Here is a 15,645-nt window from a genome sequence, read left to right as displayed (position 1 = left end):
GCCCCGCACTCAGTGAGTGCGGGGCGTTTTTTTGTGCCTTGGGTTTTTAGCCGCGGGCTTTTTCGATCAATTCGATGTAGTCAGCAGCGTTGCGCTGATCCTTGATGTGGTCAACGAATGTCTGGCCCTGCTCATCCTTGCCATCCACGTCGTAACCCGCCGCGACAAAGAACGTCAGAAAGCGCTCGAAGTCATCGATGCGCAGGCCTCGGTACGCCTTGATCAATTTGTGCAGCGACGGCGAAGTGGCATCGATCGGTTCAAAATCGAGGAACAGCTTGATCTGCTCATCGCCAATCTCGTCACCAATCACTTGTTTCTTATCTTTACGCATTGCCGACTCCAGCTCGCAGACATGACACGGGGTCGGCAGTTTACCCCTGCCCCGCCGCCGGGCTCAACGCGATCGAACGGCCCCGGTGTGCAAATCGGCCCAGACATGGCCGTTGGCGTAGCTGAGGAACTGCACATACACGGTGTCGTTGCGCAGCAAGTCGATCACCACGCGGTATTGCGACAACGGGTAAAACAGGGTGAGCGTCTTGCCCTTATCGTCGTAAACCGGTTTTTTCAGGCTTTTGCTTTCGCCATCAAAACTCACCAGCACCTGAGCGATCGTCGCGCCCTTGTTCAGGGGTTTGCCCTTGAGGCGAATCATCAGGGACGAGGTGACCGGAATCGGCTGCTGATTGGATGGGCGTTGCGCCCCCACGACCACCGAATAGTCGGTCACTTGCAGCAGTTGCTGCTGTTCGGGCGCGGCAGCGCGCAGGGTCAGGTCGTCCGGCGGCAGGAATTGACTGTGCATCGACGCGGCGGCCAGAGGCAGGCTTAGGGTCAGCAACAGGGCGGCAAAGCTGCGGATCAAGAGGCTCATGACAGGCTCCGGGGGCGGGGCCGAGCACTCTAGCATGGGGTGTATGAAAATCGATCAGCGCACACCAAACAACTGTGGGAGCGGGCTTGCTCGCGAAAGCGGTGTGTCCCTTGTCAATGATATTGACTGACACGACGCCTTCGCGAGCAAGCCCGTTCCCACCGTTAGATCAAGGCGTGGGTTACATGCCTTTGACGGCAAAGATCCCGTTGGCGTTGCGCCAGTAGCCTTTGTAGTCCATGCCGTAACCGAAGATGTAACGGTCGATGCACGGCAGGCCGACGAAATCGGCTTTCAGGTCAGGACGCGCTTTGCGGTCGTGATCCTTGTCGATCAGCACGGCGGTGTGCACTTTGCGCGCCCCAGCGTGTTTGCAGAAGTCGATGATCGCGCCCAGGGTGTGACCCTCGTCGAGGATGTCGTCGATGATCAGCACGTCGCGGTCGATGAACGAGACTTCCGGCTTGGCTTTCCAGAACAGGTCGCCGCCGCTGGTTTCGTTGCGATAGCGGGTGGCGTGCAGGTAGGACGCTTCCAGCGGGAAACTCAGATGAGTCAGCAGTTTGCCGGAGAAGATCAGGCCACCGTTCATCACGCAGAACACCACTGGATTGCTATCAGCCAGTTGTTCGTTGATTTGTGCACCGACGCGGGCGATGGCCGCCTCGACTTCAGACTCGGTGTACAGGCAGTCAGCCTCTCGCATGATTTGACGGATATGCTCGAGATCAGCGGACATGGTGCTCTCCAAGGGGTGGCGGAATCAGGAAAAGCGGGCAAAGGTACGCATCAAGCGAGGCCAGATCAAGCCTTTATGGACTAACGTACTCGATGTCCTATAGGACATCACCCTCGGATAGATTAATCTAGGCCGGTTTTTTTGCCCGCCGCCGGAGCCTTTCCCATGCCCATCCTTGAGATCCGCCATCCGCTGATCCGTCATAAACTCGGTCTTATGCGCCGCGCCGACATCAGCACCAAGAATTTCCGCGAGCTTGCTCAGGAAGTCGGCGCACTGTTGACCTACGAAGCTACAAAAGATTTGCCGCTGGAATCCTACGACATTGCCGGTTGGTGCGGCACGGTGTCGGTGGAGAAAATCGCTGGCAAGAAGATCACCGTGGTGCCGATCCTGCGCGCCGGCATCGGCATGCTTGAAGGCGTGCTGAGCCTGATCCCGGGCGCCAAGGTCAGCGCTGTGGGCGTTGCCCGCAACGAAGAAACCCTGCAAGCACACACCTATCTGGAAAAACTGGTTCCGGAAATCGACGAACGTTTGGCCATGATCATCGACCCGATGCTCGCCACCGGCAGTTCCATGGTCGCGACCATCGACCTGCTGAAGAAGGCCGGTTGCAAGGACATCCGCGCCATGGTGCTGGTGGCCGCGCCGGAAGGCATCGCCGCCGTAGAAAAGGCTCACCCGGACGTGACCATTTACACCGCGTCCATCGATGAACGCTTGAACGAACACGGTTACATCATCCCAGGGCTGGGCGATGCCGGTGACAAGATCTTCGGCACCAAGCAGAAGGACGCGTGACCATGCAGCAAGAGTTCAACGATCCGCTCTGGCGCACGGTGTTGTCCGGCGCGCAGATGCTGTTCGTGGCTTTCGGCGCCCTGGTGCTGATGCCGCTGATCACGGGCCTTGACCCGAACGTGGCACTGTTCACCGCAGGTCTTGGGACGATTCTGTTCCAGATCGTCACCGGGCGTCAGGTGCCGGTGTTCCTGGCGTCGAGCTTTGCGTTCATCACGCCGATCATTCTCGCCAAGGGCCAGTTCGGCCTCGCCGCGACCATGGGCGGCGTGATGGCGGCCGGTTTCGTCTACACCTTCCTGGGCCTGGCCGTGAAGATCAAAGGCACCGGGTTCATCGACCGTCTGCTGCCGCCGGTGGTGATTGGCCCGGTGATCATTTCGATCGGCCTGGCCATGGCGCCGATTGCCGCGAACATGGCAATGGGCAAGGCCGGCGACGGTTCCGAACTGATCCACTACCAGACCGCGATGATGATCTCGATGCCAGCGCTGCTGACCACGTTGATCGTGGCGGTGTTCGGCAAAGGCATCTTCCGCCTGGTGCCGATCATTTCCGGCGTACTGGTCGGTTTTGCCATGGCGTTCTATTTCGGCGTGGTCGATACCGCGAAGATTGCCGCTGCCCCTTGGTTTGCCATCCCGCACTTCACGGCGCCGGAGTTCAACTGGCAGGCAATTCTGTTCATCGTTCCGGTCGCGTTGGCGCCTGCGATTGAACACATCGGCGGCGTGATTGCGGTCGGCAGCGTGACCGGTCGCGACTATCTGAAGAAGCCGGGCCTGCACCGCACCCTGCTCGGTGATGGCATCGCCACTACCGCTGCGGGACTGTTCGGCGGCCCGCCGAATACCACCTACGCCGAAGTGACTGGCGCGGTGATGCTGACCAAGAACTACAACCCGAAAATCATGACCTGGGCGGCGATTTTCGCCATCAGCCTGGCGTTTGTCGGCAAGTTCGGCGCGCTGCTGCAGAGCATTCCTGTACCGGTGATGGGCGGGATTCTGTGCCTGTTGTTCGGTTCGATCGCGGCGGTGGGGATGAACACCCTGATCCGTCACAAGATCGACTTGGCCGAGGCGCGCAATCTGGTGATCGTTTCGGTGACGCTGGTGTTCGGGATTGGCGGCGTGCTGGTCGGCACGGGCACCGGGCCTGACGACTTCGGCCTCAAAGGCATTGCGCTGTGCGCGGTGGTGGCGATTGCGCTGAACCTGATCCTGCCGGGCAATGACAGCTGGAAGCACAAGAAGGCGGATGAGCCGCTGGTCTGACGGCTGAAAATCTTTATTGCCTGAAGGACCGCTTTCGCGAGCGCTCCCACAGTGAATCTGCTGAGCACACAACATTTGTGGCAACACAGACCCTGTGGGAGCGAGCTTGCTCGCGAAGCTTTTAAAGCGCCAACGGCGCTCGTTCACACAGAGTGGCCAGCGCCTTCGCCCATTGCGGGTTGTCATTGAGGCACGGCACCAGCACCAGATCCTCTCCCCCGGCTTCGCAGAACTGCTCCTTGCCGCGATCACCAATCTCTTCCAGCGTCTCGATGCAGTCAGCGACAAACGCCGGGCACATCACCAGAATCTTCTTCACGCCGCTTTTCGCCAGCTCATCGAGCCGCGCCTCGGTGTAGGGCTCGATCCACTTCGCTCGGCCCAGACGCGACTGAAACGACACCGACCATTTGCCATCCGCCAGCCCCATGCGCTCAGCGAACAACGCCGCCGTGCGCAGGCATTGCGCGCGATAACAGGTGGCCAAGACCTCAGGCGATGCGTTCTTGCAGCAATCTTCATTCTTGAAGCAATGATTGCCGGTCGGATCGAGTTTGGTCAGGTGCCGCTCGGGCAAGCCATGGAAGCTCAGCAGCAGGTGATCGTAGTCCTGCTGCAAGTGCGGCCTGGCGCTTTCGACCAGCGCTTCAATGTATTCCGGCTGATCGTAGAACGGTTGCAGCAACGAGAGCTGCACATTGAGATTTTTGCTGCCAATGACACGCTTCGCCTCTTCGATCACCGTGGTAGTGGTGCTGTCGGCGAACTGGGGATAAAGCGGCGCCAGTGTGATGCGTTTGTGCCCCGCCGCGACCAATCGCAACAGGCAGGTTTCAATCGACGGCTCGCCGTAACGCATCGCCAAATCAACCGGGCCACGGTTCCACTGTTGGGTCATCTGCTGCTGCAAACGACGGCTGAGCACCACCAACGGCGAACCCTCCTCCCACCAGATCGAGGCATAGGCGTGGGCCGATTGCTCGGGGCGTTTGATCAGGATCAACGACACCAGCAAACGCCTTACCGGCCACGGCAGGTCAATCACGTACGGGTCCATCAAAAACTGATTGAGGTAGCTGCGCACATCGGCCACCGAGGTGGAGGCCGGGGAGCCCAGGTTGACCAGAAGCAAGGCGTGATCGGTCATGCAACGTCCTATTTCAGAGGCGGCTGGAGAGATCATCCAGGGCCGCGCGTAAATCCGTGAACTGGAAAGTGAAGCCCGCTTCCAGCAAGCGTGCCGGCGTGGCCCGTTGGCCGCCCAGCAACAACAAAGACATCTCGCCGAGGCCGACTTTGAGCGCCAGCGTCGGCATCGGCATGAACGCCGGGCGGTGCAGTACGCTGCCCAACGTCTTGGCAAATTCGCGATTGCGCACAGGGTTCGGCGCGCACGCATTATAAGGACCACTCGCCTGATCGCGGAGCAGAAGAAAATCAATCAAGGCGATTTGATCGTCGATATGAATCCACGGCATCCACTGCCGGCCATTGCCCAGCGGCCCGCCCAACCCGAGCTTGAACGGCAGTAACAGCCGCGACAAAAAACCGCCCTCAGCCGACAGCACCAGACCGGTTCGCACCAGCACCACGCGAATGCCCTGAGACTCGGCACGCAGGGCCGTTTCTTCCCAGGCGATGCACAACTGACTGGCGAAATCGTCGATGACTGGCGGCGACTCTTCCGTCAGCTCACGTTCACCACCGTCGCCATACCAACCGATGGCGGACCCGGAGATCAGCAGCGACGGTTTCTGCGCCCGCGTTTCGAGCCATGCCAACAACGTTTCCGTCAGCGTGATACGGCTGCTCCACAGCAACGCTTTGCGTCGATGCGTCCAGAGTCGGTCGGCAATCGGTGCGCCAGCAAGATTGATGATGGCGTCGACAGTTTCTTCGCCGAGGTCCTCCAGGCGCGCAACTCCACGCACTTGGGCACCACAGGTTTTTGCGACCGTTTCCGGACGTCGACTCCACACCGTCAGACGATGGCCCTGCCCAGACCAATGTCGGCAGAGCTGACGCCCTATCAAACCAGTACCGCCGGTCAGCAATATATGCATGACATCTTCCTCGCGTGGCGTTTTACCCGGATCACTAGTCTATTTTTAGAAGCAGGGATCTTTTCTATCGGGCAGGCTCTATTGTTTAACCATAGGCCAAGCTGTCCGAACGAGAATGCTAGAAGTTATACCAAAAAACAAAATTGTACAGGTTTCATCAGCAGCGTAGTCTGTTCTGTACAGAAAGGTAAACGAGGCCCCTATGACTGTACCTATCGCAATCATCGGCACCGGCATCGCCGGGCTCTCGGCGGCCCAGGCTCTGACAGAGACCGGGTACACCGTCCAGTTGTTCGATAAAAGTCGCGGCAGCGGCGGACGCATGTCGAGCAAACGCAGCGACGCCGGTTCGCTGGACATGGGCGCGCAATACTTCACCGCCCGCGACCGGCGCTTCGTCACCGAGGTGCAGCGCTGGCAAAGCCAGGGCTGGGTCGCCGAGTGGACGCCGCAGCTCTACACCTATCAGGGCGGGCAACTCAACCTCTCCCCGGACGAGCAGACCCGTTGGGTTGGCGCGCCACGCATGAGCGCAATCACACGCGGCTTGCTCGATGGCATGGAAGTGCATTTCGCTTGCCGGATCACCGAGGTCTTCCGTGGCGAAGAACACTGGCATCTGCAAGACGCCGAAGGTTTCACCCACGGGCCTTTCAGTCATGTGGTGATTGCCACGCCCGCGCCGCAGGCCACCGCATTGCTGGCCGCCGCGCCGAAACTCGCCGGGGCCGCCGCCGGGGTGAAAATGGACCCCACCTGGGCCGTTGCCCTCGCCTTCGATACGCCGCTGGAGACCCCCATCGAAGGCTGCTTCGTGCAGGACAGCCCACTCGATTGGCTGGCGCGCAACCGCAGCAAGCCGGGGCGCGACAACACCCTCGACACTTGGGTGTTGCATGCCACAAGCGCGTGGAGCCGGCAGCACATCGACCTGTCCAAAGAGGCGGTCATTGAGCAACTGCACGGTGCTTTCGCCGAATTGCTGCACGGCGCGATGCCCGCCCCGACCTTCAGCCTCGCCCATCGCTGGCTCTATGCCCGCCCGGCGACCGGCCACGAATGGGGCACGCTGGCCGATGCCGATCTGGGCTTGTATGCCTGCGGCGACTGGTGCCTGTCGGGACGTGTCGAAGGTGCATGGCTCAGTGGTCAGGAGGCCGCACGACGCTTGCACGAGCACCTGCAATGAACCGCATCAATCCGCGCAAATTGCTGCTGTCGAAATGGACAGCAGCCCAGCCGAAAAACCGCGAGAAGCATTTTCTGGTGACCGAACTGTTCTGCGATGAGGAAGGCACGGTGCTTGAGATTGAGTTGCAGGCCGTGCTGACCCAGCGCGCCGAGCGACTCGATTGGCAAATCCTGAAAGACCCGGCTGAATGGCATTTGGGCTGGAAGTGAGCTCCCTCCCGCAAAAACCTATACAAATCATTTGACTTGTACACCCCACAATCTATGCTGAGGAAAAGTTGTACAGAGGCAAACCTCTGTACAGGTATAGATTCGAGGTGCTCATGTCCGAACCTTCTGCGCTTAAACCCAAAATCGCCATCAGCGCCTGCCTGCTGGGTGCCGAGGTGCGCTACAACGGTGGTCACAAGGAGTCGCGACTGTGCAGCCGCACGCTCTCGGAATATTTCGAGTTCGTCCCGCTGTGCCCGGAAGTCGCGATTGGCCTGGGCATTCCTCGCGAGCCGATTCGCCTGGTCGGCGACCCGGAGCATCCCGAAGCCATCGGCACCGTCAACCCCGCAATCAACGTCACCCAGCCACTGGCCGAGTACGGCCAGAAGATGGCCGCCGAACTGAATGACATCTGCGGCTACATCTTCATGCAGCAGTCACCGTCCTGCGGACTGGAACGGGTCAAGGTCTATCACGCCAACGGCGCCCCGGTGAACGGCGGCGGACGCGGCATCTATGCTCAAGCCTTCTGTGCACGGCACCCGGACTTGCCGGTGGAAGAAGCCGGCCGCCTGAACGATCCGGTGCTGCGCGAGAACTTCATTACCCGCGTGCTCGCCTACCGCGACTGGCAGCAGTTGCTTGCCCAAGGCCTGAGCCGCCGTGCCCTCACGGAATTCCATTCGCGCTACAAATATCAGCTGATGGCCCACAACCCTCTGCAATACAAGGCACTGGGGCAGTTGTTAGGCAACATGGCGCAGAGCGACCCTGCGCAACTGGGCCCTCGCTACTTCAGCGAACTGATGGCGGCGCTTAAAAAATGCGCCACCCGTGGCACCCATAGCAACGTCCTGTTACACATCAGCGGGTATCTGAAACAGGCGATCAGCGCCGAAGACAAACAAGAGATGCAACATGTCATCGGCCAGTACCGCCTCGGCATCGTGCCGCTGGTCGTGCCGTTGACCCTGCTCAAGCATCACTTTCGCCTCCATCCGGACCCGTACATTGCGCAGCAGGTTTACCTGCAACCGCATCCGGAAAATCTCAGCTTGCGAAACGCCATCTAATGACTGAAAAAACCGATAGCAGCGCCCAGGAAGACTTGGGCGCGGACTTTAAAAAAGCCCTCGACGAAGGCTGGCTGCCGATCCGCGAAGTGGCGCGGCAAACCGGCGTCAACGCGATCACTCTGCGCGCATGGGAACGCCGTTATGGGCTGATCGTGCCGCAGCGCACACCCAAGGGGCATCGGCTGTATTCGGCCGAGCATGTGCAACGGATCCTGACCATCCTCACCTGGCTCAACCGCGGCGTTGCGGTCAGTCAGGTCAAGCCGTTGCTCGAGACCCCGCAAGCGTTCAGCGAAACGGTGGAAAACGACTGGCAACGATTGCGTCAGACACTGTTGATGGCCGTCACGCAACTCAATGAACGCAACCTCGACGACAGCGTCAATCAAGCCATGGCGCTGTATCCGCCGCGCACCCTGTGCGAACAATTGCTGATGCCGCTGCTGGCCGATCTTGAGCAACGCTGGCAGGGCCAGTTCGGTGCGCAGATGGAGCGCGTGTTCTTTTATTCATGGTTACGCAGCAAATTCGGCGCGCGCATCTACCATAACAACCGTCAGTTGCATTCAGCGCCGCTGCTGCTGATCAATCACTCCGACCTGCCACTGGAACCTCATCTGTGGCTATGCGCGTGGCTGATCAGCAGCAACGATTGTCCGGTGCAAGTCTTTGACTGGCCGTTGCCAGCCGGGGAACTGGCATTGGCGGTCGAACATCTGCAATCGCGTGGCGTACTGCTGTATTCCAGCAAAGCCATGCAACTCGCACAGTTGCCGAAACTTCTGGCGGGGGTCAGTGGCCCAAAAATAATTGTCGGACCAACGGTATGCATCCACCACGCCGAGTTGTCCGTAAGAACTTGCGAGATAGCTGATTTGTACCTGGCAGAAGATGCGCTTTCAGCGCACCAGGTGCTCATTCAGCGCGGGCTGATTTGATGAACCCAGTGAAGACCGACATGCAATTGATCTGGCTGCGCACTGACTTGCGCCAACATGACAACACCGCCCTTGCGGCCGCCGCAGCACGCGGCCCGACGGTCGCCGTGTACCTGTTGAGCCCCCGGCAATGGCAAGAACATGACGACGCGCCGTGCAAGGTCGATTTCTGGCTACGCAATCTGCGCGAACTGAGCAAAAGCCTGGGCGAGCTGAACATTCCCTTGCTGATCCGCACCGCTGCGCACTGGGATCAGGCCCCAGCGCAGCTGCTCAAACTCTGCCAGCAACTGAAGATCGCCGCCGTTCACGTCAACGAAGAATACGGTGTTCATGAGAGCCGTCGCGATGCGGCGGTGGCCGACACGCTGAAAGGCGAAGGCGTCGAATTTCACCGCTATCTTGATCAACTGCTGTTCAAGCCCGGCACGGTACTGACCAAAACCGGCACTTATTTTCAGGTGTTCAGCCAGTTCCGCAAGGTCTGCTATGAACGCCTGCATCGCTCGATGCCGGCCCTGGTGAAAACCCCAGGCAAGCAAACCGCACTGGCGCTCGAGAGCGATCCGGTGCCTGACTGCGTCGACGGTTTCGCCGCCCCCGGCGAGTCCCTGCGCGCCCTGTGGCCGGCAGGGGAAGAGGAAGCTCAACGCCGCCTCGATACCTTCGCCGATGCGCAAATCGACTACTACAAAAGCGAAAGAGACTTCCCGGCCAAACCGGGCACCAGTCAGCTTTCTGCTTATCTTGCCGCCGGGGTGATATCGCCCCGCCAATGCCTGCACGCGGCCCTGCAGAGCAATCAGGGCGAATTCGAAAGCGGCAAGGTGGGCGCGGTCACCTGGATCAACGAACTGCTGTGGCGTGAGTTTTACAAACACATCCTGGTCGGCTATCCACGGGTATCGCGCCACCGCGCCTTCCGCCCGGAAACCGAGGCCTTGGCCTGGCGCCATGCACCGGATGATCTGGCGGCGTGGCAAGAAGCGCGCACCGGGCTGCCGATCATCGATGCGGCCATGCGCCAATTGCTCGAAACCGGCTGGATGCACAACCGTCTGCGCATGGTGGTGGCAATGTTTCTGACCAAAAACCTGCTGATCGACTGGCGTGAAGGCGAACGCTTTTTCATGCGCCACCTGATCGACGGCGATCTGGCGGCCAACAACGGTGGCTGGCAGTGGAGCTCATCGACCGGGACCGATTCGGCGCCGTACTTCCGCATTTTCAATCCGCTGAGCCAGTCGGAGAAATTCGACAGCGAAGGGCTGTTCATCAAGCACTGGCTGCCTGAACTGGCCGGGCTCAATAAAAAACAAGTGCACAACCCGGCCAGCGCCGGTGGGCTGTTCGGTGTCGCCGACTATCGCGCGCCAATCGTTAATCTCAGCGCGTCACGGGAGCGCGCGTTGGCCGCCTTCAAGAACCTGCCTGCCCGCCAAGCGGCCGGAGGCGATCATGAGTGAATTGCTGCGCAGCTTCGCCCGGCAATTTTGCGAGTTGGATAAAGACAACTTGCAACGCTTGGGCGAGCTGTACAGCGATGACATTCACTTCACCGACCCGTTGCACGACGTGCAGGGGTTGACGCAACTGCGCAGCTACTTTGCCCAGATGTACGCCAACGTCAGCGAACTGCGCTTCGACTTCTACGGTTTCGACCAGATCAGTGACGGTGAAGGCTACCTGCGCTGGGTCATGAGTTATCGCCACCCACGGCTGGCCAGCGGCCGGGAAATACGCGTCAGCGGCTGCTCGCATTTGCTTTGGCGCGACAAGGTTTATCGCCACCGGGATTATTTCGATGCAGGGGCGCTGCTGTACGAACATTTGCCCGTATTGGGCCGAGTAATTGCTTGGTTGAAAAGGAGAATGGGATGAGTCGTACACCTCCACGGCGCTATTGGTTGACCGGTGCCAGCAGTGGTATCGGCGCGGCACTGGCTGAGGAAATTCTGAAATCCGGTGCGCACCTGGCGGTCAGTTCACGCCAGGTCGCCCCGCTCAAGGCTTTGTCGCAACGTTATCCGGGACAAGTGCTCGTGGTGCCGGGCGATTTGACCAACAGCCAGACCGTGCGCGAAATCGGTGAGCACATCACTCAGGACTGGGGATCGCTCGATAGCGTGATTCTCAATGCCGGGACGTGCGAGTACGTCGATGCCCGCCAGTTCGACGCTTCGATCGTCGAGCATGTGGTGCGCACCAATCTGCTCGCCAGCAGCTATTGCATCGAAGCCGCCCTGCCCTTGCTGCGTAAAGGCACGGCACCGCATCTGGTCGGGGTCGCCAGCTCCGTGACCTATCTGCCGCTGCCTCGGGCCGAAGCCTATGGTGCATCGAAGGCCGGGCTGCGTTACCTGTTCGAATCGTTGCGCATTGACCTGGCGGATGAAGGCATTGAAGTCACGGTGGTCAGCCCCGGTTTTGTCGAGACACCGCTGACCGCCAAGAATGATTTTCCGATGCCTCTGAGCTGGCCTGTGGATAAAGCCGCACGACACATCTACGCCAAACTCAAGGACCGGCCACTGGAAATCGCCTTTCCCGCGCTGTTCATGGCCGCCCTGTGGCCGTTGTCGAAATTGCCCGCCCGAGCGCAACTCGCCATTGGCAAACGCATGGTGCGACGCAATCCACCGCTGCAGGAACCAACGTGAAAATTGCCATCATCGGCAGCGGGATCTCCGGGCTTACCTGCGCCTACCTGCTCAATCGCCGACACGACATCACGGTGTTCGAAGCCAGCGACTGGGTCGGTGGCCACACGCACACCGTAGAGGTGACCGTCGACGGTCGCTCCTACGCGGTGGACACCGGCTTCATCGTATTCAACGACTGGACGTACCCCCACTTCATTCGCTTGCTGGGCGAGCTCGGCGTGAGCTTCAAAGCGACCGAAATGAGCTTCTCCGTGACCGATCCGGACACGGGGCTGGAATACAACGGCAACAACCTCAACAGCCTGTTCGCCCAGCGCCGCAATCTGCTGTCGCCGGGATTCTGGGGCATGCTGCGCGACATTCTGCGCTTCAACAAAGAAGCGCAACGCGACCTCGCAGAACAGCGGATCGCTGCCGACACCACGCTGGACGACTACCTCAAGGCTGGCGGCTACGGCGAGCGTTTCATCCTGCATTACATCGTGCCGATGGGGGCCGCGATCTGGTCGATGCCGATGGCGCAGATGCTCAATTTTCCGCTGCAGTTTTTTGTCCGTTTCTTCAAGAACCATGGGCTGTTATCGGTCAGTAATCGTCCGCAATGGCGGGTCATCGAGGGCGGCTCCAGCGCCTATGTCGCGCCACTGACCGCTTCGTTCAAAGAGAACATCCGCCTCAACTGCCCGGTGACCCGTGTTGATCGCAACGAACATGGCGTGGTTATCCACAGCCCGGCAGGCAGCGAACATTTCGACCAAGTGGTGTTTGCCTGTCACAGCGATCAGGCCTTGCAACTGCTCGCCAGCCCCAGCGATGCCGAACGCGCAATCCTCGGCGCCCTGCCCTACGCCGACAATGAAGTGGTGTTGCACACCGACACGCGTCTGCTGCCCGCTCGCAAACTGGCGTGGGCGAGCTGGAACTATCGACTTGGCGGATCCGGCCACACTCAGGCGGCGGTCACTTATGACATGAACATCCTGCAAGGCATCCAGAGCGACACCACGTTTTGCGTCAGCCTCAACCAGAGCGCGGGCATCAGCCCATTCAAAGTGCTCGCCAAATACACCTACGCCCACCCGCAATTCAGCCTCGCGGCAGTGGCGGCGCAGAATCGCTGGGCAGAACTGGACGGCGCACAACACACACATTATTGCGGCGCCTACTGGGCCAACGGTTTCCATGAAGACGGTGTGGTCAGCGCATTGCGCGTGGCTGCTTCGTTCGGGGAAACCTTATGAACAGCGCCCTGTACAGCGGCTGGATCGGTCATCGGCGCTTTTCGCCGCGCAAGCACGCGTTCCGTTACAAGATCGGCTTGCTCTATCTCGATCTGAGCGAACAGGACGCTGTACTGGCGCTGTCGCCACTGGCGGGGCGTAGCCGCTTCGCGCCATTCTCCTTTCGCGAAACCGACTATCTGAAGACCTTCACCGGGCGCGGCATTCGCCTGATCGATGCCGTGCGCCAGCAGGTCGCTGCCGCCATCGGCCATGAACCGCAAGGCTCGATCTGCCTGCTGACCCAGGCGCGCAGTTGGGGCTTGTCGTTCAACCCGGTGAGTTTCTTTTACTGCCACGAAGCCGACGGGCAACTGGCCGCGATTGTCTGCGAAGTGACCAACACCCCATGGCGCGAGCGTTATCACTACGTGCTGCCTGCGCGCACGCCGGCCAATCTGCAGGATTTTCACCAGCATTTCGCGGTGGCCAAGGCGTTCCATGTCTCACCGTTTCTGCCGCGCGATCTTGAATACCGCATGAGCTTCAGCCCCGCCGCCAAAACCCTTGGCGTGCACATGGCCGACTGGCAGGGCGAACACAAGCTGTTCGACGCCACGCTCAATCTGCAACGCGAAACCCTCAACCGGCAAAGCCTGCATCGCTACCTGCGGCGCTTCCCGTGGATGACTGCAAAAACCGCGTTGGCGATTTACTGGCAAGCGTTGCGACTGCTGTTCAAACGCGCGCCCGTCTTTGCTCATCAGGCTGCCGACGGCAGCTTTCAAACCGCCACTGTGCCTCCCAAGGAGCAACGCCATGAAATCCTCTAGCCCGTCGCTCAGTCGGCTCAGCACCCATGGTTTGACCGGATCGCTGTTGCGCCGTGGTGTATTACGCCAACTGGCTCAACTCAAACACGGGCAACTGCTGGTGATCGAGGATGGCGAACGCTTGATGTTCGGCGCGCCGGGAAGTGCCTTGCTCGGGGAAATCCACATTCAGGACCCGGCAGTCTGGGGCATGGTGGCCGGCAACGGCTCGATCGGCGCCGGCGAGGCGTTCATCCATGGTTACTGGCATTCGCCTGACCTGACCGCCGTGGTGCGAGTGTTCGTCAGCAACCTTGAGGTGCTCGACGCGATGGAGGGCGGTCTGGCCCGTCTCGGCCGCCCGCTGGTGCAAGGCCTGCACTGGCTCAACCGCAACACCCGCAAGGGCTCGCAGAAAAACATCGCCGCGCACTATGACCTGGGCAACGATCTGTTCGAGCAGTTTCTCGACCCGACCATGATGTATTCGGCGGCACAGTTCCTCACCCCCGAAGACAGTCTGGAACAGGCGCAACTGAACAAGCTCGAGCGGATCTGCCAGAAACTCGCGCTCACGCCCAGCGATCACCTGCTGGAAATCGGCACCGGTTGGGGCAGCATGGCGCTCTACGCGGCACAAAACTATGGCTGCCGCGTGACCACCACAACCCTGTCCAAAGAGCAGTACGCGTTTACCGCACAGCGCATCGAACAACTGGGCTTGCAGGATCAGGTCACGCTGCTGCTCAAGGACTACCGCGACCTCACCGGCGAGTACGACAAACTGGTGTCGATCGAGATGATCGAAGCCGTCGGTCATCGCTTCCTGCCGACCTACTTCAAGCAATGTGCACACCTGCTCAAGCGCAATGGTCTGATGCTGATTCAAGCCATCACCATCCGCGAACAGCGCTACGAGCAAGCCAGGCGCGGCGTCGACTTCATCCAGCGCTACATCTTCCCCGGCGGCGCCCTGCCCTCTGTGCAGAAGATGCTTGAAGTGGTCAGCCGCGAAACCGACATGAACTTGCTGCACATGGAAGATTTCGGCCTGCACTACGCACGCACCCTGCGTCTGTGGCACGAAAACTTTCGCCGTGCACACGGCCGCTTGAGCGAATTGGGCTACGACGATTACTTCCTGCGGTTGTGGGAATTCTATCTGTGCTACTGCGAGGGCGGATTCCTGGAGCGCACCATCGGCACCGCGCAATTGCTGCTGGCCAAACCCGCTGCCATGCCCGCGCCACTGCTTGGCCGTTTCGATGCTTGAGCGGATCGCCAATGCCGTGTTGTTCCAGATCGGCTGGCTGGTCTGTGTGCTCGGCGGCAACAGTTTGTGGCTGCTGCTGGCGCTGGCGGTGCTGGTGATTCATCTGTGCTGGATCAGCAGTTGGGCGGCTGAGGGCCGTTTGGTACTCAGTGTGGTGCTGGTCGGTACGGCGGTGGACAGCGTTTTGCGTGGCCTAGGCGTGTTTGAGTTCCAGGATCAGTCACCATTGATTCCGCTGTGGCTGATGCTGCTCTGGGCCTTGCTCGCCACGACCCTGCGTCACTGCCTTGCGTGGACTGCCCGGCCATGGTGGCTGGCCAGCGCACTGGGCGCCGTCGGCGGCGCATTGTCGTACTGCGGCGGCGGACGACTGGCCGGGGTGCAATTTCCCTACGGCGAATTGCCGACCCTGATCGGCATCGGCCTGCTTTGGGCACTGCTGTTTCCGTTGTTGCACACAATGGCGCGACGCCTGAACCACTGAGCGTCCGTCAGAGCT

The 15,645-nt window shown here is 60.2% G+C and carries 18 protein-coding genes; 13 read left to right on the top strand and 5 right to left on the bottom strand.

The features are described 5' to 3' along the window. Positions 1-46: 46 nt before the first annotated feature. The 3 genes from AACY11_RS22230 to AACY11_RS22220 all read right to left on the bottom strand — a co-directional run bounded on the left by AACY11_RS22230 (position 47) and on the right by AACY11_RS22220 (position 1,616). Positions 47-334: a PA4642 family protein gene (locus AACY11_RS22230; protein ID WP_339432185.1), complete on the bottom strand. Its 288-nt coding sequence runs from the start codon at positions 332-334 to the stop codon at positions 47-49. A gap of 63 nt (positions 335-397) precedes the next feature. After that, on the bottom strand, positions 398-877 hold the full coding sequence (locus tag AACY11_RS22225; RefSeq protein ID WP_339495734.1) for a hypothetical protein: 480 nt from the start codon (positions 875-877) through the stop codon (positions 398-400). A 181-nt stretch (positions 878-1,058) separates the two neighbouring features. Then, on the bottom strand, positions 1,059-1,616 hold the full coding sequence (locus tag AACY11_RS22220; protein WP_339432187.1) for a hypoxanthine-guanine phosphoribosyltransferase: 558 nt from the start codon (positions 1,614-1,616) through the stop codon (positions 1,059-1,061). A gap of 165 nt (positions 1,617-1,781) precedes the next feature. Here AACY11_RS22220 and upp point away from each other — a divergent pair, with 165 nt between their 5' ends. Together upp and AACY11_RS22210 are read left to right on the top strand one after the other, a co-directional pair. Further along, positions 1,782-2,420, top strand: coding sequence for a uracil phosphoribosyltransferase (gene upp, locus AACY11_RS22215; protein WP_007912842.1), 639 nt, complete (start codon positions 1,782-1,784; stop codon positions 2,418-2,420). Positions 2,421-2,422: 2 nt separating this feature from the next. Beyond that, positions 2,423-3,697 (top strand): uracil-xanthine permease family protein, encoded by a 1,275-nt coding sequence (locus tag AACY11_RS22210; RefSeq protein ID WP_339432188.1) that lies wholly within the window; start codon positions 2,423-2,425, stop codon positions 3,695-3,697. A gap of 121 nt (positions 3,698-3,818) precedes the next feature. Here AACY11_RS22210 and hemH read toward each other — a convergent pair whose 3' ends face one another. Both hemH and AACY11_RS22200 read right to left on the bottom strand, forming a co-directional pair. Next, on the bottom strand, positions 3,819-4,844 hold the full coding sequence (gene hemH / locus AACY11_RS22205; RefSeq protein WP_339495733.1) for a ferrochelatase: 1,026 nt from the start codon (positions 4,842-4,844) through the stop codon (positions 3,819-3,821). A 13-nt stretch (positions 4,845-4,857) separates the two neighbouring features. Beyond that, positions 4,858-5,760, bottom strand: a complete 903-nt coding sequence (locus tag AACY11_RS22200) for a TIGR01777 family oxidoreductase (RefSeq protein ID WP_339432190.1) — start codon at positions 5,758-5,760, stop codon at positions 4,858-4,860. Positions 5,761-5,962: 202 nt separating this feature from the next. On the opposite strand from AACY11_RS22200, the gene AACY11_RS22195 reads away from it, so the two are divergent. The 11 genes from AACY11_RS22195 to AACY11_RS22145 all read left to right on the top strand — a co-directional run bounded on the left by AACY11_RS22195 (position 5,963) and on the right by AACY11_RS22145 (position 15,630). Beyond that, positions 5,963-6,949: an NAD(P)/FAD-dependent oxidoreductase gene (locus AACY11_RS22195; RefSeq protein WP_339432191.1), complete on the top strand. Its 987-nt coding sequence runs from the start codon at positions 5,963-5,965 to the stop codon at positions 6,947-6,949. Then, the gene (locus tag AACY11_RS22190) at positions 6,946-7,161 is read left to right on the top strand and encodes a TIGR02450 family Trp-rich protein (protein ID WP_339432192.1); all 216 of its coding nucleotides are present in this window, start codon (positions 6,946-6,948) and stop codon (positions 7,159-7,161) included. Before AACY11_RS22195 ends, AACY11_RS22190 begins: the two co-directional genes overlap by 4 nt. 113 nt (positions 7,162-7,274) lie before the next feature. Continuing rightward, entirely contained in the window at positions 7,275-8,237 is a 963-nt protein-coding gene (locus AACY11_RS22185; RefSeq protein ID WP_339432193.1) for a YbgA family protein, read from the top strand. Beyond that, positions 8,237-9,178: a MerR family transcriptional regulator gene (locus tag AACY11_RS22180; protein WP_339432194.1), complete on the top strand. Its 942-nt coding sequence runs from the start codon at positions 8,237-8,239 to the stop codon at positions 9,176-9,178. Before AACY11_RS22185 ends, AACY11_RS22180 begins: the two co-directional genes overlap by 1 nt. A 20-nt stretch (positions 9,179-9,198) precedes the next feature. Next, positions 9,199-10,644 (top strand): deoxyribodipyrimidine photo-lyase, encoded by a 1,446-nt coding sequence (gene phrB / locus AACY11_RS22175; protein ID WP_339432218.1) that lies wholly within the window; start codon positions 9,199-9,201, stop codon positions 10,642-10,644. Continuing rightward, positions 10,637-11,059, top strand: coding sequence for a nuclear transport factor 2 family protein (locus tag AACY11_RS22170; protein WP_339465319.1), 423 nt, complete (start codon positions 10,637-10,639; stop codon positions 11,057-11,059). The genes phrB and AACY11_RS22170 overlap by 8 nt, the downstream gene beginning before the upstream one ends. Then, positions 11,056-11,838 (top strand): SDR family NAD(P)-dependent oxidoreductase, encoded by a 783-nt coding sequence (locus tag AACY11_RS22165; protein WP_339465320.1) that lies wholly within the window; start codon positions 11,056-11,058, stop codon positions 11,836-11,838. Before AACY11_RS22170 ends, AACY11_RS22165 begins: the two co-directional genes overlap by 4 nt. After that, entirely contained in the window at positions 11,835-13,082 is a 1,248-nt protein-coding gene (locus AACY11_RS22160; RefSeq protein WP_339495732.1) for an NAD(P)/FAD-dependent oxidoreductase, read from the top strand. The genes AACY11_RS22165 and AACY11_RS22160 overlap by 4 nt, the downstream gene beginning before the upstream one ends. Then, a complete protein-coding gene (locus tag AACY11_RS22155; RefSeq protein WP_339495731.1) occupies positions 13,079-13,894 on the top strand; it encodes a DUF1365 domain-containing protein in 816 nt (271 codons plus the stop codon). Before AACY11_RS22160 ends, AACY11_RS22155 begins: the two co-directional genes overlap by 4 nt. Beyond that, entirely contained in the window at positions 13,881-15,146 is a 1,266-nt protein-coding gene (locus tag AACY11_RS22150) for a cyclopropane-fatty-acyl-phospholipid synthase family protein (RefSeq protein ID WP_339432198.1), read from the top strand. Before AACY11_RS22155 ends, AACY11_RS22150 begins: the two co-directional genes overlap by 14 nt. After that, the gene (locus AACY11_RS22145; RefSeq protein WP_339465322.1) at positions 15,139-15,630 is read left to right on the top strand and encodes a DUF2878 domain-containing protein; all 492 of its coding nucleotides are present in this window, start codon (positions 15,139-15,141) and stop codon (positions 15,628-15,630) included. The genes AACY11_RS22150 and AACY11_RS22145 overlap by 8 nt, the downstream gene beginning before the upstream one ends. Positions 15,631-15,645 lie beyond the last annotated feature (15 nt).

This window comes from Pseudomonas sp. RA_105y_Pfl2_P56, from assembly GCF_963970845.1.
Taxonomy (GTDB): Bacteria; Pseudomonadota; Gammaproteobacteria; order Pseudomonadales; family Pseudomonadaceae; genus Aquipseudomonas; species Aquipseudomonas baetica_A.
Note: the sequence above shows the minus strand (reverse complement) of the source record. Positions and strands in the feature narration are given on the sequence as shown.